Below are 18102 nucleotides of genomic sequence, written 5' to 3'. Positions count from 1 at the left end.
TTTATCGTCAGGCTCCGACTTGTGCGTCGCTCTCCGTTGGCGGATGGCCGGAAAACTCAGATCGGATGCAGCATCGGCTTGTTCCCCTCTGTCATGAACCGATCAGCAGCGCCCGCGCGGGCGCGGCCTCGATCCCGCTCAGCTTGAGCGGAGCGATGACCATGAAGTAGGTTCCGGCGGCGACCTCCTTGAGCCTGAGGCCCTCCACAATCAGGATGCGGTTGCGGAACAGCAGCCGATGCGTCGGAAATTCCGGCTGCGAGCGCTCGATGCCGAGCGCGTCCGTGCCGATGCCTCGAACCCCTACTTCAATTAAATACCGAGCGCCATCTTCGCGCAAGTAGATAAAGTCGTCCTCGAACGTTTCCGTCTCGGAGTTGATCGTCTTGAACAGCACCCAGTCGCCCCGGACGAGGCCGAGCGGCTCCAGATCGGCGCGTCCGATGCCGTCGCGCACGGCCGTCAAGTCGACGACCCGCGCGCTTCCCACCAGCTCCTCGAGGCCGATCGTCTCGATCGTATCGCCGTCCGCCAGCATATGCAGCGGAGCGTCGAGATGCGTGCCGGTATGGAGGCCGAGCCGCAGCTCGGATTCGTAGACGCCGTCCTTGTCCGGAGGATGCGGGCTGAGCGTGCGCAGCTCCGGCTGCTTTTCGGGAGCGCGGCCCCATACGGCCATGCCGGGCTGGACCGTCATGGAGATGTCGTAGATCTTGAACATAGGAATCCCCTTTCGCGAGAAGGAATAGACGGGCCAAAACGCCTCAAATCCTGTCCGGATGCCCGAACAGGATTGGAATGGCGATGGATATGAAAAATCGGTCGAATCAGCTGCCGCCGCCGCTGATCCAGACGACGTTGTCTTCGGCCTGGCCGTTGACCGGCCACCAGAAGAATCCGTCCTGCTGCAGCAGGCGATCCGCTTCTTCCGGCCCCCAGGAGCCGGCCGCATACGAGCGGAGATCGCCGTCGGACTCGCGCCATGCGGCGGCGATGCGGTCGACGAACGTCCAAGCGGCCGCGACTTCGTCCCAGCGGGTGAAGTATGTGGAGTCGCCGCGAGCGGCGTCGTAGAGGAGCAGCTCGTACGCTTCCGGCGTATTGATGCCGATCTGGCAGCTTTGGCAGAACTCCATCGCGACCGGCTGCACCTCGTTGTCGGAGCCCGGCCGCTTGGCGTTGATCTTGAGGTAGATGCCCTCCATCGGATTGACGCGTATGACGAGCAGGTTCGGAGCGAGCTGATGCCGCTTGGCGAACAGCACGTTGTCCGGCACGTTTTTGAACTCGATCACGACTTCCGTCGTCTTGACCGGCAGCCGCTTGCCCGTGCGGATGTAGAACGGCACGCCCGCCCAGCGGAAGTTGTCCACAAACACCTTGGCGGCGAAGTACGTCTCCGTCGTCGACTCGGGATCGACCTTGTCCTCCTGCCGGTAGCCCGGCAGCTCCTTGACCTTGCTGCTGCCTGCGCGGTACTGCGCGCGCACGACGCGCTCGCGCACCTCGTCGCTGCCGGCGAACTGGCGCAGCGAGCGGAGCACCTTGACCTTTTCGTCGCGCAGGCTCTCCGGATGAAGGCGTCCCGGCGGCTCCATCGCGATCATCGTGATCATCTGCAGGATATGGTTCTGGCCCATGTCCCGCAGCGCTCCGGAGTGGTCGTAGTAGCCGCCGCGCTCCTCGACGCCGACCGTCTCCGACAGCGTGATCTGCACGTTGGCGATATGATTCTTGTTCCAGAGCGGCTCGAACATCTGGTTGGCGAAGCGCAGCACCTGGATGTTCTGCACCATCTCCTTGCCGAGATAGTGGTCGATCCGGTACACCTCTTCTTCCTTGAACACCTGGCTCAGCTGGCTGTTCAGCTCGCGCGCCGACTTCAGGTCATAGCCGAACGGCTTTTCGATGACGAGCTTATGCCAGCCGGCGGACTCGAGCAGCCCTCCGTCCCGCAGGTTGAACGAGACCGGACCGAACAGCTCCGGCGCCAGCGCGAGGTAGAACAGGCGGTTGCCGTTGATGCCGAACTTCTGGTCGAGCTCGCCGGACAGCCGGTTCAGCTCGCGGAAGCCGTCCACGTTGTGGATGTCTAGCGGCATGTAGACGAAATGATCGGCGAACCGGCTCCACAGCTCCGGATCGGACGGCTTGTACCGGCAGAACTCCTGGATCGACTCGAATATGTCCTGGCGGAACTGGTCGTTGTCGCGAGGACGGCGGGCGAGGCCGACGACCGCGAAGTTCTCCGCCAGCTTGCCTTCTTTATATAGAGAAAAGAGCGCCGGGAACAGCTTCCTCCTCGCCAGATCGCCTGTGGCTCCGAACAGATAGTAGACCGCGCCTTCGGCGGCTGTCAGTTCCTGTTTGTTAGAGTAGTTCATGTTCCTCATTCTTTCGTCATGAATTTGGTTGGATCGGTTCGATATGGTATGTAGTGTATCATATCGTGCAGGGCGCGGCTATTGATCTCACCCAATCTTCATGGGCCCTTCACGTTCGGCAAGCATCGAAGCATGGCGGCTGCGTCCGCCTAGGGCCGGCCGGCCTCGCCCGTCAATAAAGGCACGCCGATCGTGATGGCTGCGCCTGGTTTGTTTCCCGGCTTGGACTGCGCCAGCTGCAGGTTCGCCCGCTCCGAGCCATCATCAGCCTCCAGGCTGACGGAACCCTCCAGGCGGTCGGTGGCGTAGGTCGACACGATCGTCGCCTCGTCCTCGTACTTGTCCAGCCGCCGCGCCTCGGCAGCGGCGAGGATGCGCTCGGCGCTGTCCTCCCGCAGCCCTTTCCCGCTTGCCTGAATCGACAGGAGCGCGGCCGCGTCGTCCACGCCGGCGCCGCGCAGGACGCCGAGCACCCGCGCTTGCGCGCGCTCCAGCGACGGCTTGGAAGCGGGCTGCGCCGCTGCCAGCCGGATGACGGCTTCCATCTCTCCTTCCCCGCTGCCGCTCCGCAGCGCGGAGACGAGCCAGCGGCCCGTTTCGTCCGTCCGCTCCGCTTTCCATAGAATGCCCGATTCCGCTCCCCTTTCATCCGTGGAAGGCACGGAAGCTGCATCGGCGCCGGCCAGCTGCGTCCGCAGCTGCTTCGCCTGCGTCTCCGTCAGCTCCGGGACGAGCCAGCGAAGTCCCCAGCTGCCGCCGGCCGCTCCGCCGCTGAACTCCGCATCGGCCCATTGCCAGAGCCGGCCCAGATCGCCCGGCGACGCCGACACGAGCTGGCTCGCGCTCGCCGGCTTGTCGGGCACTCCCCACCCTGGCGTCCCCGCCCCGCGGGAAGACGAGTAGAGGGCCAGCACGGCGAGCAGCAGCGCCGCCGCTCCCAGCCCGAAAGCCTGCCTGGACCGCCGTTTCCGCTCCAAATCGTTCGCTTGCATCCGATCCGCTCCTTTCGGATGATCCGAATTGGGTGTTTGACCATGCGCATTCGCCCGTAGGTGAATATACTGCATCATCCCATCCCCACTTCGGTCAGAAAGGATGATTGGCAGCATGGAACCGATTCGACCGCTTCACGAAGACCACATCAAGCAATTTTGCGGCATGCCCGTATGCATGATCCTGAAGGACGGCACGCGCCATGTCGGCATGCTCACCGCCTGCCGCGACGGCCATATTTTCTTGAACGGCGGCGAGGAGCATCATGACCGCCGCTTCCTCTCCGCCGGCATTTCGGCCGCCAAGACCGCCAAGCCGCCTAAGGTCAAGGGCAAAAAAGTCAAGGCCGCCAAGTCGGCCGATACGGAGCCGGAAGCCCATACGCAGGCTTTTCCGTTCCGCCCCGGCTATCCTTACGGCCCCGGCGCGGCCGAGGGAGGAGCGCAGGGCTTCGGCTATCCGGGCGGTCCCGGCGGTTATCCCGGCGGCTACCCTGGCGGATTTCCGCCGTATGGCTTCGGCGCGGCGATCGGCGTCAGTCTGGCCGCCCTGGCCTTTCTGCTGCTTCTCATCTGATACGGAGCTGGACTCGGCCGGCTCAGCGCGGATCAGCCTGCTTCCTTTTCGAAAAAAAGGGAGCAGGCAGTTTGGCGCGTCGATCGATCCGGGTAAAAGAGGGAAAGCATTCCATTCCGCATCAGGAAGGAGGACCTCCCATGCTCCAGCCCTTGCAACGGATCTTCCCTCGCCGCTCGATCGAGCGGACAGCGCCGATCCAGCCCGCCTCCATCCGTCCGGAGACCTCCGCGCCCTCTGGGGCTCCGGACTGGAGCCTGCTCTATGGAGAAGCAGGCGGTCATATGAAGAGAGCGCTCGCGGAGGCCGCTTCCTGGTCGGAAGCGATGGCCGCTCAGCTCCTGGACATCCACCGCTTGCGGGAACGCCGCCGCCATCTGGCGGACGGCAGAAGCGTCCTGGACGTCCCCGGCCTTGGAGAGGCCGTCCGCAGGCTTGAGAGCGGATGGAACTCGCTGCTGCTGCTGGGCTTCCGCTACAGCGCGACGTTGAGCGATGACGTTGAAGCGGAGCTATGCCGCCTGGCTGCGCATCCTGCCGCCGCAGCAGCCGGATTCCAGCCTGCCGAGGCTGCCGGGAAAGGGAGGCTCCAGCTCGATTCGATCGCCCTGCGCCGCCTGCTCGACGAGCGGCCGGACTCCGTGCTCCGCGCTCTGTTCAGCGCGGAAGGCCTGCTCCCCTGCGCCGAGGACATCCTGACCGGGCTGCTGGCGCAGCCGTCCCGCTCGCTGCTGAGCGACGCGCTGACGCTGCCCTATACGCAGTACAACGAGTATGGGACGCCGGGCAGCTTCCTGCCGCCGCAAGGCTGGCGGCTGCACGAAAGCGTCTAAGCCCCGCTCGCGCGAAGCAGGCGCCGCCTCTTTGTGAGCGGGGCAGGCGCCGCTTCGGCGCGGGCGTCGGCCATGCGGCCCGCCCGCCTGTCGCCCGCGCCGGTTCAGTCGAGCGCCAAATCATGCTTGTGCGCGTAGATCGCGGCTTGCGTGCGGTCCTCTACGCCAAGCTTGTTCAGCACGTTCGTCACATGGAACTTGACGGTCTTGATGCTGATGAACAGCCGGTCGGCGATGTCCTGGTTGGACAGCCCCTGGGCGACCAGCTTGAGCACGTCCATCTCCCGCTCCGTAAGCTCCTCATGCGGAGCTTTTTGCGCGGACGGCTTCGGCTGCCGGAAACGGTTCATCATCTTGGCCGCCACCTGCGACTCCAGCACGGACTGTCCGCGGGACGCGGCCCGGATCGCGTCCGCGATCTCGCCGGCGCGCGACGTTTTCAGCAAATAGCTGAACGCCCCCGCCTCGATGACCGGGTACAGCTTGCTGTCGTCCAGATAGCTGGTCAGCACGATGACCTTCGTCTCCGGCAGCTGCTCCATGATCTGCCGGGTCGTCTCCACGCCGTCCATCTCCTCCATGACGAGATCCATCAGCACGACCTCCGGCTTGTAGGCCATGGCCAGGCGGACCCCGTCCTTGCCGTTGCCCGCTTCGCCGACGACCTCGATGCCGTCCTCGGTATCCAGCACCGCCGCCAGTCCGATCCGCACCATCTCATGATCGTCGACCAGCAGCACCCGGATCGCCGATGCCTCCCGGCCTTCGACGTCTAACGCTCTGCTCATGCTCCTATCCCCTTTCCATCCTCGAGCGGCACCCACATCTCGATCGCGGTGCCCTCGCCCAGAGCCGTATTGACGGCGATCCGTCCGCCCAGCTCATGGATGCGCTCCTCCATCGTCAGCAAGCCGTAAGAGGCCTGCTTCTTTTCTTCCAAATCGAATCCGATTCCGTTGTCGGTGAAGCTCAGCTTGGCCATCGATCCGTCCCGTCTCAGCGAAATGTCCATCTTGGTCGCCTTGGCATGCCGCAGCGTATTCGAAAGAGCCTCCTGCGCGATGCGGAACAAATGGTCCTCCGCATTGGGATGGAACAGCAGCGTCCGATCGACCTGGATGCTGATCTCCATCGGCACCTTCGCCTGCAGCTCCGACACGAGCCGCTCCAGCGCCTGCGCCAAATCCTTGCCGTCGAGATGGACCGGCCGCAGATGAAGCAGCAGCGCCCTCATCTCGGATTGGGCGACCGCCGCCATCTCCTCGATCAGCTGCACTTGGCGGCGCGCCCGTTCCCAGTCCTTTTCGATCGTCCGGCTGACGGCGGTAGCCGTCATGGAGATGGCGAACAGCTGCTGGCTGACCGCGTCATGCAGCTCCCGAGCGAGACGCTGGCGCTCTTCGATGACCGCAGTGAACTTTACCTGCTCCTGCCATTCCTCGCGCTCCTGCTCCTCTTGCTCGTCTTGCTCGTCGTGATCCTTCGCCGACGGAATCGTAATCGTCTTGCGCCGCGCCCCCTGCTGCTGATTGAGCTTGCGCAGCGCTTCCTTCAGCTTGCTCGTCTGCACCGAGCTCTTGAGCGCGGCCGCCGCCATCGCGACCGCGATGATCGACAGTCCGTACAGAGCGGCCTTGCCCTGCAGCGCGAAAAACTCCACATACCCGAGCCCTTGCAGCAAAATGAGCAGCAAGCCCAGCAAAATGAGCAGCCACAGCAGAATTTCCATTCGGTTGCGGCGGCTTGGCTCCCGTTCGCTGCCCGGAGGTTTCTTGGCGGACAATTCAGCTCCCCCTCTCTTTCTCTACTTTAACGCTTCCCGAGCTGTCGGAACAAGCTCATGCCGTCGCAACGAAGCCACTCAACCAAAGAAAAGCCCCGAACCGTCAGCTTCAGCTGTCCGGTTGGGGCTGCCGCAGGACGAGCAGCCGCGAGTCTCGGCCCCCGTTCCGCCTGTCGTCCTAGGATTCCGTCGACGTCGGCTCTTCCGCCGGCGGCGTCGGATTCAGCTTGTTCTTGAGCAGACGCAGCTGCTCCTCGACCTTGAGCTGGTTCTCCGGCTTCGTCTCAGAGCGATAGCCGCCGGTTCCTTGACCGTAAGGCGTGCGGAGCACATCGGCTTCCGCCTCCAGGCGAAGGATCTTCTCCTCCATGCGGCCGAAGCCGCGGGAAGCGGTGCCCGAGTCGATATGGCCGACGGAAGAGCTCTGGGACATCTGCTTCTTGGCCTTGGCCATTTGAGCGCGCGCCGCCAGCTCGTTGCGCTTGTTGCGCAGCTGGTAGAATTCGTCCTTCATGCCGTACAGCTGATGCTTCAGCTCATCGGCCTGAGCTTTGGCTTCCGCATGGAGGCGGCTGAATTCCTCGGTCTTCTCGTCGAAGTACAGCTTTTCCTCCAGCATCGTGCGGGCCAGATCCTCCTGTCCGGAGCGCAGAGCCGCCTCGGCCTTGCTGTCGCGGTCCGCCGCGCTGCGCTGAGCTTCCTCGTAGCGCTGCTGCATGCGGCGCTCGTTCGCCATCTGCTTGGCGACGGTGACCTCCGCCTGGTGGATCTCCTGCTCCATGTCGCGCAGGTACTGGTTGAGCATGATGACCGGATCCTCCATCTTGTCCAGCACCTCATGCATCGAAGCCTTCGTAATATCCTTCATCCGTTTGAAAATACCCATGTTGTCATTCTCCCTTCTCGTATTTCGCGAGTTTGGCTTTCAAATCGTCCAGCTCCTTGCGGAGCGCCTTTTTCTCCAGATCGTCCATCATTTTGTCCAGCTCGGACGCGGTCGGCTCCGAAGCGTCCTTCCATGCCGGATCATGCGCGCCGGCGCCGAAATGCGGCGGGTTGCGGTACGGGCCGCCGTGAGGACCCTCCTGGCGTCTGCGCGGATCGAAGCCGTAGCCTTGCTCCGGACGCTGCGGGCCGCCGTATCCGCCATAGGATCCGTAGCCTCCGGGCGGGTAGGAATCGTAGGGCGGCTCCTTCGGAATGACGAGCGCCGCCAGAATGTAGACCACGATCGCAGCTCCGCTCGTGCAGATCGCCAGGATGATGATCAGGATGCGGAGCAGATTGACATCGACGTTGAAGTAATCGGACAATCCGCCGCTGAGCCCGGTCATGATCTTCTTTTGTCTGGACCGGTAAAGTTGCTTCATGTCGGTCAGCCTCCTTGTCCTAGCTTCCGTTTGAGCTGCTCCAGCTCCAGCTCGACTTGGGGATTGCCGACTCCGCGCTGCGGACCGGCGTAGTCGGGGCCGCCCTGCCTGAGATCGCGCAGGCTGCGGGCTTCATGCTCCAGGCCGCTGATGCGGTCGTCCAGGCGGCGGAACATGCCCTCCGGCTTGCCGCTGGAGCCGACCGCGCCATAGCGCGAGTTCATGCGCTGCTGCAGCTTGAGCGATTCCATGCGGGCCGAGTAGTATTCCCGCTTGTCGTATACGATCTGATACTCGCTGCGCATCTCCTGCAGCGTCTTTTCCAGATCCTCCATGTTGAGCCGGCTCTGCTCGTACAGGTCGCGGTATTGGGCGGAGCGTTCCTCGGCCGAAGCCTTTTCGTGAAGGGCGATGCGAGCCAGCTGCTCTTCTCCGGCTTTCAGCGCCGTCACCGCTTGCTGCTCTCTCTTTTCCTTCTGCTGCTCCGCCTGGAGCCATTGCATTTTCAGATGCTGGCCATGCGTCGAGTACTGGGCGTGCAGCCGTTCGGACTGAATGATCTCCTCCCGCGTCGCCCACAGGAACTGGTCGATCAGCTTGACCGGATCCTCGGCTTTTTCAAGATGCTCGTTCAAGGTTGCGAGCGTAATGTCGCGAACTCTTCTGATGATGCTCATCCATTCTTCCTCCTTAGCAGGCGCTTATGATGCGATATCCGGTCAGTAAGTACGTCCTTCTTTGAGCTTCGATACGCCCCATGCGATCAGGCCGATCGCCAGCAGCAGCAGGAACAGGCCAGACAGCTTGCCGAGCAGGATGATTACGCCGATAAAGGCGAGAATGCCGCCGATCAGCCGATTGCCGTTGCGCCATCCGATGTAGCCGAGGCCGATCAGGATCAGAGGGAACAGCAGCGAGACGACCCAGCTGATCAAATGTCCGAGCCCCAGGAATTTCATTGCGACGAGCACCCCTGCCGCAATCAAGACTAAGCCTACCGTCGAATTCTTTTTCATCGTTGATTGTCACCGCCTTCCGGACCTTTGGTCGTTTTCTTCATGTCTTTATTCTAGGTCAGACGCGCATTTCCCAAAACGGACCTCGGAACGTTTCTCGACCTGGACTCAGGTCGGGGGCTTCCTCCACCCGCTGTCCGGGGGCTTCCCGGACCTGGCAGGACAAGCAGAAAAGGCGCCCCGGCGGGCGCCCCTTCGTCAATCCTGTTCGATCGCCTCCAGCAGGTCCAGGAGCCGCTGAATCAAAACGACCGCCTCGGCCCGCGTCCCGCTCGCGACCGGCAGGAACCGGCCGTCGCCGGCCCCCTCGATCAATCCGAGCGAGTCAGCCTGGCCGATCGCCTGCTTGGCCCAAGCCGCCAGCTTGGCCGTATCGCGGAAGCCCGCGTCCGCTGGCGCGTCCGGGAGCGGCCGCTCCGTTCGATGCGCGTAGGCGCGGACCAGCATGGCGGCCATTTCCTGGCGCATGATCGCACGGTCCGGCTCAAACCGCCCGGCAGCCGAGCCCATCGTCAGTCCAGCCTGCCGGGCCTGCGCGATCTCGGCGGCATGCCAGCTGTCCGGCGAAACGTCCGCATAGCCCGCTTCTCCGTCGCTCGGCTCCAGCCTTAGAGCGCGGGCCAGCATCGCCGCGAACTCGGCGCGGGTCACGCTCCGCCCCGGCTCGAACGCCTGTCCGCCAACGCCCTGCACGATCAGCCTCGCCGTCAAGGAATGGATCGCTCCCTCGGCCCAATGGCCGGCCTTCACATCCGTATAGGACCGTTCGAATAGAAGCATTCCGTATACGCCGGCTTCCTCCAGCTTCATGGAAGCCCAGGAGCCTGCCGCGGCCCCTTCGAAGCGAAGCGTTCCATCCGGCAACAGCCGATAAAGGCCTGTCCGCTGAGGATACGTTCCTTCCTGAAGCAGCTCCACTCCGATCGGCTGATCCGATACGGCGATCGTCCGGCCGTCTTGGCCGACCAGCGCCAGCGACCATTCCCGCAGCTCGCCCGCGGCCTGCACCCGGGCGTTGTAGCGTACCGCGGCGGCGGCCAGCAGCTTTTCCGCATCCTGCGGGAGGGATGTCAGCACGAGGCTCGCGCCCGCGGCGGCGGATTCATCTCCCGGCAGCCGGCTCTGCAGCTTGCGGAGCGTGTCCGCTGGAATCGAGACGCGGATCCGGCTCGATTGGATCTGCAGCGTCCGCCCGTCCAGCAGCTCGCCAACCCGGTCCGGGAACGCGATCCGGCTTGGCCAGTCCGAAACGCTCACGACGACGCGGCTCTCCTCCTGCCCCGCTCCTCGCAGCTGTTCTTCCGTCAGCACCAGCACATCCGACGACGGCGTCGGCGTCGGGGTCGGGTCGCCGCCTGGACGCGGCGTCGGCGATGCCGGAACGCTTGGCGCTGGAGTCGGATCCGGGCTCGGATCCGGACTCGGGCTCGGCGTCGGCGAAGGCTCCGGCGAAGGCGATGCCGGGCTTGCAACCTCCAGCTCGTACCGGTCTCGCCATTCTCCGTAGACGGCGGTCACGACCGTCCGGCCGGCTCCGACCGCCTTCAGATAGCCGTCTTGGACGATCGCCACGGACGGATGGTCCGTGCCGTACTCGACTCCCTTCAGCTCATAACGAAGCCCGTCGCTGTATACCGCTTCGGTAACTAACACGGCGCTTTCTCCCGGAGCCAGCTTGCGCGGTCCTTGGAGCCGGATCGACGCGAGCGTCGGCTCCTTCTCCGTCACTTCCAGCTCGTAGCTCGCCGTCAAGCCGCCATGCTCGGCCTGCACGACAGCGCGGCCTGCCTGCAGCGCCGTGACGATTCCGTCGCGGTCGATTGTCGCGACCCGCTCATTCGAGCTGGAGTACGCGACGCCTTCCCGAATCGCTTGCACGCGGCCGGAGGCGTACACCGCCTCGGTCACGACGGCATCCGTATCTCCCGGCTTCAGCTGCAGCTTGCCCGTCAGCCGCAGCGAGGCCGGCTTCTCCGCCTCGCGGCTTGGAATGCGCAGCGTGTCGACGATGCTTCCGTCCTGCTTTTTCGCCGTCAGCTGGATCTCCTTTTCGCCGATAACGATCGACGTATAGATCTGCTCGTCTCCATCAAAAATCTTCTCCTGCCACATGCGCTCCGTCCAGGCATAGAACTTCGGTCCGGAAGAGCCGCCGATGACGTAGCGGGTGCCGTCCTCTTCCGCCGCGATCTGCCCGCCCCTCATCGGATAGCTTCTCATATAGATGTGGTCATGGCCGTTCAGCACGAGGTCGACCTCATGCTTGTCGATGACAGGCACCCACAGCTGCTGGACCTTCTCATTCGAATAAATGCTGCCGTAAGGACCTTGATGGAACACGAGCACCGTCCATTTCGCCTCGGAGCCGGCCAGGTCGCGATCCAGCCATTCCGCTTGCTCCTTGAGCCCGGCATCGGCCTGCTCGGTATCGAGGACGACGACATGGGTATCCTTGATGTCGAAGGAATAGCTCGTTCCCCGAGCTGCCGAAGCCCCGTTGTCCGGCGTCTGGAACTGCGCCCGGAAGTCGCCGCTTCCGTTCGTGCCCATGACCTCGTGATTGCCGATGACCGGCACGAGCGTCGTCGTGCGGAGCGCTTCGCCGGCTTCGCTGAACCACCAGTTCCACTGCTCCTGCTCAAAGCCTTTGTCCACCATATCGCCGGCATGAAGGATCAGATCCGCATCCGGCACGTCCGCCAGCGCCCGCTTGAGCGTATCGCCCCAAAGCTTGAAGCCGGCCTGATCGCCCGCCTGCGAGTCGCCGAAAAACAGCAATCGAGTCGTCGCTCCCTTGTCCCCGCTCGTGCGGAACGAGCCTTCGGAGCTCCAGGCTCCGTGTCCGTCTCCGACCCGGTAGGCATACTCGGTATCCGGCTCCAGACGGGCGGACCGAGCCCGGTGCAAGCGGAGGGTGCCGTCGTTGTCCGTCGTATACAGGCTCGACGTTCCTTCGATCCGCTGGACCGCGCCTTTATCGAAGCCCTCGAACGCCTCCCGCTCCGCCAGCTCGACGACCGTGCCCTTCGTCTCCGGGGACGTCTGCCAAGCGAACAGCCGCTCCGTCGCGGCGTCCTCTCCGACCGTGACATTTACATTTTGCGGCGCCGAAGAGCCTGCCGGTGGCGCGACCGTATAGCGCAGCAGCGCGCTGTACGATGTGCCCGACACGGCTTGCAGCGTGTAGGTTCCCGCCTTGGCCGCAGCTTCGAGGCTGCGGATGATGCCGCCCTCTTCTGCAGAGCCGTCGCTCACTTCAATGCCGTTCAAGAGCAGCCTCGCATCCGGCACCGCCGCCCCTTGCCTCAGGACGGTGAATTCCGCAGGCTCCCCAAGCGCGATCTCATGCGGCTGCCAAGCCAAGGAAAGCTCCGGACGCACGACCGCCTCAATGTCCGGTCCGGCGAATTCGATCGTCTTGCCTTCGCCTTCCGTCGATCGGACGGAGCCCGACTCGAAGCGGATTGCAAACGGACGCGCCAGCTCTCCCTTCGCTTCCTCCAGCGTGTGGGGACCGATATAGCCGCTGTCCACCGTGTACAGGATCGAGGCGATCGGATCCTCATCGGACAGTCCCGCCTCATGCAATTGCTTGAAGTTCAAGCGAACTACGCCTTGTTCCTCGTCTATCGTCGTCTCCAGCTGCTGCTCCGACACCTTGTCGGAGCGCCGCACCTGCAAGCCTCCGGCCGCATTCGGATCGAAGCGGAAGGCGATATGCCCTTCCATCAGCTTGGACGCTTTTTCGGCCCGAACCTCCACCGCGTAGGTTCCGCCAGGATGAAGTTCCTCCGAAGTGCCATATTCGTAATACGGCGAGCCCAGATTGACGCTGAAAGACCAGGTTTGGATCGTCTGGTTGCCGGCCAGGTCCCGGACCGCCACTTTGACCTTATGCCGTCCTTCCGCCAACGGCTCTCGCGGCTTGTAGGAAATCTCGCCCTTGGGAGGGTACAAGCCATGCTCGACCTTCTGGTCATCGACATAGACCCGGATCGACTCCGGATCGATCAGCGTCGTTCCCGGATGCTGGACCGGATCGTAGCCGGCATCTTCTGCCGTCACGGAGATCATCGGCGTCGCCGTGGACACTCTCTCATTGGCAGCCGGCGAAGCCTTTAGGAGCGCCGGGGGCTCGCGGTCCTCTTCCAGCGGACCGTAGACGGCGCGGATGTCGTCGATGTAGAGCGTGCCTGCCGTTTTGTTCGTATTTTTCGTCTCCATATATCGGACTGGCATGTCCATCGTGAACGGAAGCGTCTTGCCCTTCGGCACCGCGGCTTCGACATAGCGCCAGCCCGTCCAATCGACGCCGATTCCTTGATCGGTGAAGTCGATCGCCACCGCCGCGTTGTTGCCGTCCCTCAGCTGCCCGCGCAGCCAGTGCTTCTTTCCGTCTCCGTATACCCACATGCTGATTTTTTCCGGGTAGCCCGGCACCTGGATCCGCGTCTCTTGAGATACGGCGCTCAGATAGGCCCCTGACGTGCCGGTTTTGCCTGTGAAGTCGTAATCCAGCTTGAGCGACTTCTGCCCGCTGCGGACGAAGTCGGGATCGGACGTCTCGGCGATTTCCACCGAATTGAACGCGGCGCCGGATGCCTGATACGCGGACAAGCCCTGCTCGAACGTCTCCAGCAGAGCCGGCGGAACGCCGACGCTGACGTCCATGGTCGCTTCGATGCCGCTGTAGCTGGCGACGATCTTGCCGTGCACGCCCGTTTCTTCCGCAGCGGCAAAGACCCCCTCCGCGTCGATCGTGCCGATATCGCCTTCCACTCTCCACTGCAGGCTCCGGTTGTCGGCTTGGATGACCTGCCCGTCTCTCAGCGCCCGAACAGCGAGCTTTTCCTTGGCCCCGCTGGAAAACGTCCTCGCCTTGTCGGGGAACTCCAGGCCGGTCAAGACGTCCACTACCTCGACCTGAGCCGTACCGCTCGCTTGCCCGGATGCCGCTCGGACCAACCCGCTGCCCGCGCTCGTCCCCGCCTGGAGCTTGCCGTCGCTTCCGATCGTTCCGATTCCGCCCTCGCTGCTCCAGACAGGCTCGCCTGCCATTGGAGCAGGATGGCCGTTCTCATCCACGCCTGCGGCTGTGAAGGCCAGCGACGAGCCGGCCAAAATCCGCTCGGCCGAAGGCTGTACCGCCAGACTCGCCGCGATCCCGGTTTCTGGCGCCGTGCTGACAAGCAGCAGCCCATTGCCGGTCTTGCGCTCGAACCCGTCCGATCCGCGGTTCATCATGACCGCTTTAGATGTTCCCGGCATGCGGGCAATAAACGTCGATGATCCTCCCCCGTCCAGATTCATCGCCTGCACGATGCCCATATCCTTCATCATGCCGCCCAGTTCGGTCGTCTCGACGCCCTCGCTGAAGCCAGGCGCTCTGCCGTCGACCTCGAACAGGACGACGCTGCCGTCGGCCTTGGTGCCGATAGCGGTCCGTGGATGGACGCCTGCCGGACCGACGTCGGCTTGGACGACGCCATCTTTTACGAGCGGTCCGGTTCCGCCGATGATCAGCTCCGCCTCCTGCCAAGGACCGTCCAGCAGGAAAGAAGCGACGACCTCGTCTCCTGCCTTAAGCCCGGAGGCAACGGCTCTTGCCGTTCCGGACGCGGATAAGACGACGGTTCCTTCCGTCAATGCCGTGTCGCCTTTTCCCGTTCGGACTTCGGCAACCTGGAGCTTGACCTGCTGTCCGCTTTTCACTTCCCCTTCCCGTATCGTCAGCACATATTCGTCCCCGTCGGGAGAGGTATGAGTCGATTGAGAATAGTCCGATGTATAAAAGACCAGCTGATCGACATCCCGATGACGGTTGATGCTCGTGAGCTCATAGGAGCCCCCCTTGATCTCGATCATTTTCGTCAGCTTCGGCGAGCCGTACAATGAACGGCCGTCCCTCGTGAGACCGAATGCATAGGGCGAAATGCCGCTATTGAGAATCCGGCCTTCATCGACAAAGAGCCCGTTCGGTACGCCCGTAGCAAAGCCGGATATCTCATAAAAATCGCCGTTGATGCCAGCGACGACACGATTCCCAGGCTTATCCGCATAGGCTGCCATCTCGGTCACGCCCTTCATTCCGTATACTTTTCCGTCCTTCAGTCCGGCCCGCAGCTCAAGCCCGTCCGTTCCGGGACGGAACGAGACGGCATGGATCTTCTGTCTGCCGCGCTGATCCTCTACATCCTGCCAGACATACCGAGCGCCTGGGACCAAGTCCAGCTGCCGTGAATCTACAATGCGGCCATATTGAGGCTCTAGCTCAGCGGAAAAAGCTTGAAAAGCCCACGTTTGCTGCAGCAAGGCTACGATCAGAAACGCAACCAGAATCGAATAGCCGGATCTGCTTCTTGCCCTCATTTTCAATCCCCCTTAGAAACGAATGATTTCCTGTTCCTCTTTGTGATGGCTATGTCTTCCTCCAGCCTAACCGGCGAGTATCAACTCCTCATCATTTGAATATAAATTTCATATTAATATTTCAAATTTAACTTTTATTTCATAATTTTAATTCCATTGACCTTGCCGAAGATATCCTACGAAAAGCACAAAAAACCCTTAGGAAATTTTTCCTAAGGGTTTCATTCGTGATGCTGGTGAAGGGACTCGAACCCCCACTCCGTCTCCGGAAGCGGATTTTGAGTCCGCCGCGTCTGCCATTCCGCCACACCAGCAAAGATAAACGTACAAGAGCTCTTAAAATAAAAAAATCCGCTTGTGGCGTGCCCTAAGAGATTCGAACTCCTGACCTTTTGATTCGTAGTCAAATGCTCTATCCAGCTGAGCTAAGGGCACACATCAAGCAAAAAAGAATGGAGGCGCCACCCAGACTCGAACTGGGGGTAAAGCTTTTGCAGAGCTTTGCCTTACCACTTGGCTATGGCGCCTCAATAAAAATGGAGCGGAAGACGGGAATCGAACCCGCGACCCTCGCCTTGGCAAGGCGATGCTCTACCGCTGAGCCACTTCCGCAAATGGCTGGGGATTCAGGGATCGAACCTGAGAATGACGGAGTCAAAGTCCGTTGCCTTACCGCTTGGCTAATCCCCAACAAACACATGGGGCGATCGAGGGGAATTGAACCCCCGAATGCCGGAACCACAATCCGGTGCGTTAACCACTTCGCCACGATCGCCATGCTGGCAGGGGCAGCAGGAATTGAACCCACACTAACGGTTTTGGAGACCGCTGTTCTACCTTTAAACTATGCCCCTATAAACTGGTGGAGGATGATGGATTCGAACCACCGAACTCGTCAGAGAACAGATTTACAGTCTGCTGCGTTTGGCCACTTCGCTAATCCTCCACGGAAAAGCTGGTGCCGCCGAGAGGACTTGAACCCCCAACCTACTGATTACAAGTCAGTTGCTCTACCAGTTGAGCTACAGCGGCGTATTCAATTTTCAAATGGTGGCTCGGGACGGAATCGAACCGCCGACACAAGGATTTTCAGTCCTTTGCTCTACCAACTGAGCTACCGAGCCTAACATTTTTAGAAAATGGCGGAGCTGACGGGATTCGAACCCGCGGTCTCCTGCGTGACAGGCAGGCATGTTAGGCCTCTACACCACAGCTCCGTATTGGTTGCGGGGACAGGATTTGAACCTGTGACCTTCGGGTTATGAGCCCGACGAGCTACCGGACTGCTCCACCCCGCGATAGTTCATGGTGGAAGCTGAGGGGATCGAACCCCCGACCCTCTGCTTGTAAGGCAGATGCTCTCCCAGCTGAGCTAAGCTTCCATAACAATTACAACAGCTTGTATTAATATACCTTAATTCGATATCCAATATCAAGCCATCGAAAGAAAAATGGTGACCCGTAGGGGATTCGAACCCCTGTTACCTCCGTGAAAGGGAGGTGTCTTAACCCCTTGACCAACGGGCCATATCTGGCGGAGAGCGAGAGATTCGAACTCTCGATACGCGATTAACGTATACACGATTTCCAATCGTGCTCCTTCGACCACTCGGACAGCTCTCCAGATGGCTCCCCGAACAGGACTCGAACCTGTGACAACTCGATTAACAGTCGAGTGCTCTACCAACTGAGCTATCAGGGAATATGAAGCGATGGGATGCTTCAGGACTTGCGCCCTGAAAACTGGATCGAACGAAATGCCGTGCTGACCGGCTGTTCTTGCTAAGTAGGATAAGCCCTCGACCGATTAGTACTCGTCAGCTGCACACGTTGCCGCGCTTCCACCTCGAGCCTATCGACCTGGTCGTCTTCCAGGGGTCTTACATACTGGGAAATCTCATCTTGAGGGGGGCTTCGCGCTTAGATGCTTTCAGCGCTTATCCCGTCCGTACGTAGCTACCCAGCGGTGCTCCTGGCGGAACAACTGGTACACCAGCGGTACGTCCATCCCGGTCCTCTCGTACTAAGGACAGCTCCTCTCAAATTTCCTACGCCCACGACAGATAGGGACCGAACTGTCTCACGACGTTCTGAACCCAGCTCGCGTACCGCTTTAATGGGCGAACAGCCCAACCCTTGGGACCTACTTCAGCCCCAGGATGCGATGAGCCGACATCGAGGTGCCAAACCTCCCCGTCGATGTGGACTCTTGGGGGAGATAAGCCTGTTATCCCCAGGGTAGCTTTTATCCGTTGAGCGATGGCCCTTCCATTCGGTACCACCGGATCACTAAGCCCGACTTTCGTCCCTGCTCGACTTGTTGGTCTCGCAGTCAAGCTCCCTTATGCCTTTGCACGCTTCGAATGATTTCCAACCATTCTGAGGGAACCTTTGGGCGCCTCCGTTACATTTTAGGAGGCGACCGCCCCAGTCAAACTGCCCGCCTGACACGGTCCCTTCACCGGCTTCACGGTGACAGGTTAGAACTCCGATACGATCAGGGTGGTATCCCAACGGCGCCTCCTCCGAAGCTGGCGCTCCGGATTCCTAGGCTCCCACCTATCCTGTACAGATCGTACCAAAGTCCAATATCAAGCTGCAGTAAAGCTCCATGGGGTCTTTCCGTCTTGTCGCGGGTAACCTGCATCTTCACAGGTAGTAAAATTTCACCGGATCTCTCGTTGAGACAGCGCCCAAGTCGTTACGCCATTCGTGCGGGTCAGAATTTACCTGACAAGGAATTTCGCTACCTTAGGACCGTTATAGTTACGGCCGCCG

12 protein-coding genes, 16 tRNA genes and 1 rRNA gene (1 of these 29 running past the window's edge) are annotated in these 18102 nt (G+C 61.6%); 2 read left to right on the top strand and 27 right to left on the bottom strand.

The genetic code is table 11. The annotated features are described in order from the left end of the window. Positions 1-91: 91 nt before the first annotated feature. The 3 genes from NYE40_RS07270 to NYE40_RS07260 all read right to left on the bottom strand — a co-directional run bounded on the left by NYE40_RS07270 (position 92) and on the right by NYE40_RS07260 (position 3376). Positions 92-721 (bottom strand): cyclase family protein, encoded by a 630-nt coding sequence (locus NYE40_RS07270; RefSeq protein ID WP_028600012.1) that lies wholly within the window; start codon positions 719-721, stop codon positions 92-94. A 106-nt stretch (positions 722-827) separates the two neighbouring features. Continuing rightward, positions 828-2384, bottom strand: coding sequence for a glucose-6-phosphate dehydrogenase (zwf, locus tag NYE40_RS07265; RefSeq protein ID WP_101808769.1), 1557 nt, complete (start codon positions 2382-2384; stop codon positions 828-830). Positions 2385-2533: 149 nt separating this feature from the next. Continuing rightward, positions 2534-3376: a hypothetical protein gene (locus NYE40_RS07260; RefSeq protein ID WP_339279690.1), complete on the bottom strand. Its 843-nt coding sequence runs from the start codon at positions 3374-3376 to the stop codon at positions 2534-2536. A gap of 115 nt (positions 3377-3491) precedes the next feature. Here NYE40_RS07260 and NYE40_RS07255 point away from each other — a divergent pair, with 115 nt between their 5' ends. Together NYE40_RS07255 and NYE40_RS07250 are read left to right on the top strand one after the other, a co-directional pair. Continuing rightward, on the top strand, positions 3492-3953 hold the full coding sequence (locus NYE40_RS07255; protein ID WP_339279688.1) for a hypothetical protein: 462 nt from the start codon (positions 3492-3494) through the stop codon (positions 3951-3953). A gap of 140 nt (positions 3954-4093) precedes the next feature. Continuing rightward, the gene (locus NYE40_RS07250) at positions 4094-4786 is read left to right on the top strand and encodes a hypothetical protein (protein WP_339279687.1); all 693 of its coding nucleotides are present in this window, start codon (positions 4094-4096) and stop codon (positions 4784-4786) included. A 104-nt stretch (positions 4787-4890) separates the two neighbouring features. Here NYE40_RS07250 and NYE40_RS07245 read toward each other — a convergent pair whose 3' ends face one another. From NYE40_RS07245 to NYE40_RS07130, 24 genes are all read right to left on the bottom strand, one after another. Beyond that, positions 4891-5574: a response regulator transcription factor gene (locus NYE40_RS07245; RefSeq protein WP_028600017.1), complete on the bottom strand. Its 684-nt coding sequence runs from the start codon at positions 5572-5574 to the stop codon at positions 4891-4893. Beyond that, positions 5571-6569, bottom strand: coding sequence for a sensor histidine kinase (locus tag NYE40_RS07240; RefSeq protein ID WP_028600018.1), 999 nt, complete (start codon positions 6567-6569; stop codon positions 5571-5573). Before NYE40_RS07240 ends, NYE40_RS07245 begins: the two co-directional genes overlap by 4 nt. Positions 6570-6747: 178 nt before the next feature. Next, positions 6748-7455: a PspA/IM30 family protein gene (locus NYE40_RS07235; protein WP_028600019.1), complete on the bottom strand. Its 708-nt coding sequence runs from the start codon at positions 7453-7455 to the stop codon at positions 6748-6750. 4 nt (positions 7456-7459) lie between these two features. Next, positions 7460-7939, bottom strand: a complete 480-nt coding sequence (locus NYE40_RS07230; RefSeq protein ID WP_244912779.1) for a PspC domain-containing protein — start codon at positions 7937-7939, stop codon at positions 7460-7462. A 5-nt stretch (positions 7940-7944) separates the two neighbouring features. Continuing rightward, on the bottom strand, positions 7945-8616 hold the full coding sequence (locus NYE40_RS07225; RefSeq protein ID WP_101808763.1) for a PspA/IM30 family protein: 672 nt from the start codon (positions 8614-8616) through the stop codon (positions 7945-7947). Between the two features lie 42 nt (positions 8617-8658). Beyond that, positions 8659-8898 (bottom strand): hypothetical protein, encoded by a 240-nt coding sequence (locus tag NYE40_RS07220; protein ID WP_244912778.1) that lies wholly within the window; start codon positions 8896-8898, stop codon positions 8659-8661. A gap of 255 nt (positions 8899-9153) precedes the next feature. Beyond that, a complete protein-coding gene (locus NYE40_RS07215; protein WP_339279683.1) occupies positions 9154-14847 on the bottom strand; it encodes a phosphodiester glycosidase family protein in 5694 nt (1897 codons plus the stop codon). A gap of 708 nt (positions 14848-15555) precedes the next feature. Then, positions 15556-15638 (bottom strand) — tRNA-Leu (locus NYE40_RS07210). A 44-nt stretch (positions 15639-15682) separates the two neighbouring features. Further along, a tRNA-Arg gene (locus NYE40_RS07205) sits at positions 15683-15759 on the bottom strand. 18 nt (positions 15760-15777) lie between these two features. Continuing rightward, positions 15778-15851: transfer RNA gene (locus tag NYE40_RS07200), tRNA-Cys, on the bottom strand. A 10-nt stretch (positions 15852-15861) separates the two neighbouring features. Next, positions 15862-15936, bottom strand: a tRNA-Gly gene (locus tag NYE40_RS07195). Between the two features lie 3 nt (positions 15937-15939). Then, positions 15940-16014: transfer RNA gene (locus NYE40_RS07190), tRNA-Gln, on the bottom strand. A 9-nt stretch (positions 16015-16023) separates the two neighbouring features. After that, positions 16024-16099, bottom strand: a tRNA-His gene (locus NYE40_RS07185). A 5-nt stretch (positions 16100-16104) separates the two neighbouring features. Beyond that, positions 16105-16178, bottom strand: a tRNA-Trp gene (locus NYE40_RS07180). 6 nt (positions 16179-16184) lie between these two features. Next, positions 16185-16270: transfer RNA gene (locus NYE40_RS07175), tRNA-Tyr, on the bottom strand. A 10-nt stretch (positions 16271-16280) separates the two neighbouring features. Then, positions 16281-16356: transfer RNA gene (locus NYE40_RS07170), tRNA-Thr, on the bottom strand. A gap of 16 nt (positions 16357-16372) precedes the next feature. Beyond that, positions 16373-16448 (bottom strand) — tRNA-Phe (locus NYE40_RS07165). 16 nt (positions 16449-16464) lie between these two features. Next, a tRNA-Asp gene (locus tag NYE40_RS07160) sits at positions 16465-16541 on the bottom strand. 4 nt (positions 16542-16545) lie between these two features. Then, a tRNA-Met gene (locus NYE40_RS07155) sits at positions 16546-16622 on the bottom strand. A gap of 8 nt (positions 16623-16630) precedes the next feature. After that, positions 16631-16706, bottom strand: a tRNA-Val gene (locus tag NYE40_RS07150). Positions 16707-16776: 70 nt separating this feature from the next. Beyond that, a tRNA-Glu gene (locus tag NYE40_RS07145) sits at positions 16777-16851 on the bottom strand. Between the two features lie 5 nt (positions 16852-16856). Next, positions 16857-16947 (bottom strand) — tRNA-Ser (locus tag NYE40_RS07140). A 3-nt stretch (positions 16948-16950) separates the two neighbouring features. After that, a tRNA-Asn gene (locus NYE40_RS07135) sits at positions 16951-17026 on the bottom strand. 85 nt (positions 17027-17111) lie between these two features. Further along, a 23S ribosomal RNA gene (locus NYE40_RS07130) occupies positions 17112-18102 on the bottom strand; it runs 1951 nt beyond the window's last position.

It is taken from the genome of Paenibacillus sp. FSL W8-1187, from assembly GCF_037965485.1.
Taxonomy (GTDB): Bacteria; Bacillota; Bacilli; order Paenibacillales; family Paenibacillaceae; genus Paenibacillus_O; species Paenibacillus_O pasadenensis.
This window is presented reverse-complemented; position numbering and strand designations above follow the sequence as displayed.

Coding starts and splice junctions, on each gene's coding strand:
- NYE40_RS07270 (WP_028600012.1), bottom strand. CDS start 721: ATGTTCAAGATCTACGACATCTCCATGACGGTCCAGCCCGGCATGGCC.
- zwf (WP_101808769.1), bottom strand. CDS start 2,384: ATGAACTACTCTAACAAACAGGAACTGACAGCCGCCGAAGGCGCGGTC.
- NYE40_RS07260 (WP_339279690.1), bottom strand. CDS start 3,376: ATGCAAGCGAACGATTTGGAGCGGAAACGGCGGTCCAGGCAGGCTTTC.
- NYE40_RS07255 (WP_339279688.1), top strand. CDS start 3,492: ATGGAACCGATTCGACCGCTTCACGAAGACCACATCAAGCAATTTTGC.
- NYE40_RS07250 (WP_339279687.1), top strand. CDS start 4,094: ATGCTCCAGCCCTTGCAACGGATCTTCCCTCGCCGCTCGATCGAGCGG.
- NYE40_RS07245 (WP_028600017.1), bottom strand. CDS start 5,574: ATGAGCAGAGCGTTAGACGTCGAAGGCCGGGAGGCATCGGCGATCCGG.
- NYE40_RS07235 (WP_028600019.1), bottom strand. CDS start 7,455: ATGGGTATTTTCAAACGGATGAAGGATATTACGAAGGCTTCGATGCAT.
- NYE40_RS07230 (WP_244912779.1), bottom strand. CDS start 7,939: ATGAAGCAACTTTACCGGTCCAGACAAAAGAAGATCATGACCGGGCTC.
- NYE40_RS07225 (WP_101808763.1), bottom strand. CDS start 8,616: ATGAGCATCATCAGAAGAGTTCGCGACATTACGCTCGCAACCTTGAAC.
- NYE40_RS07220 (WP_244912778.1), bottom strand. CDS start 8,898: ATGAAATTCCTGGGGCTCGGACATTTGATCAGCTGGGTCGTCTCGCTG.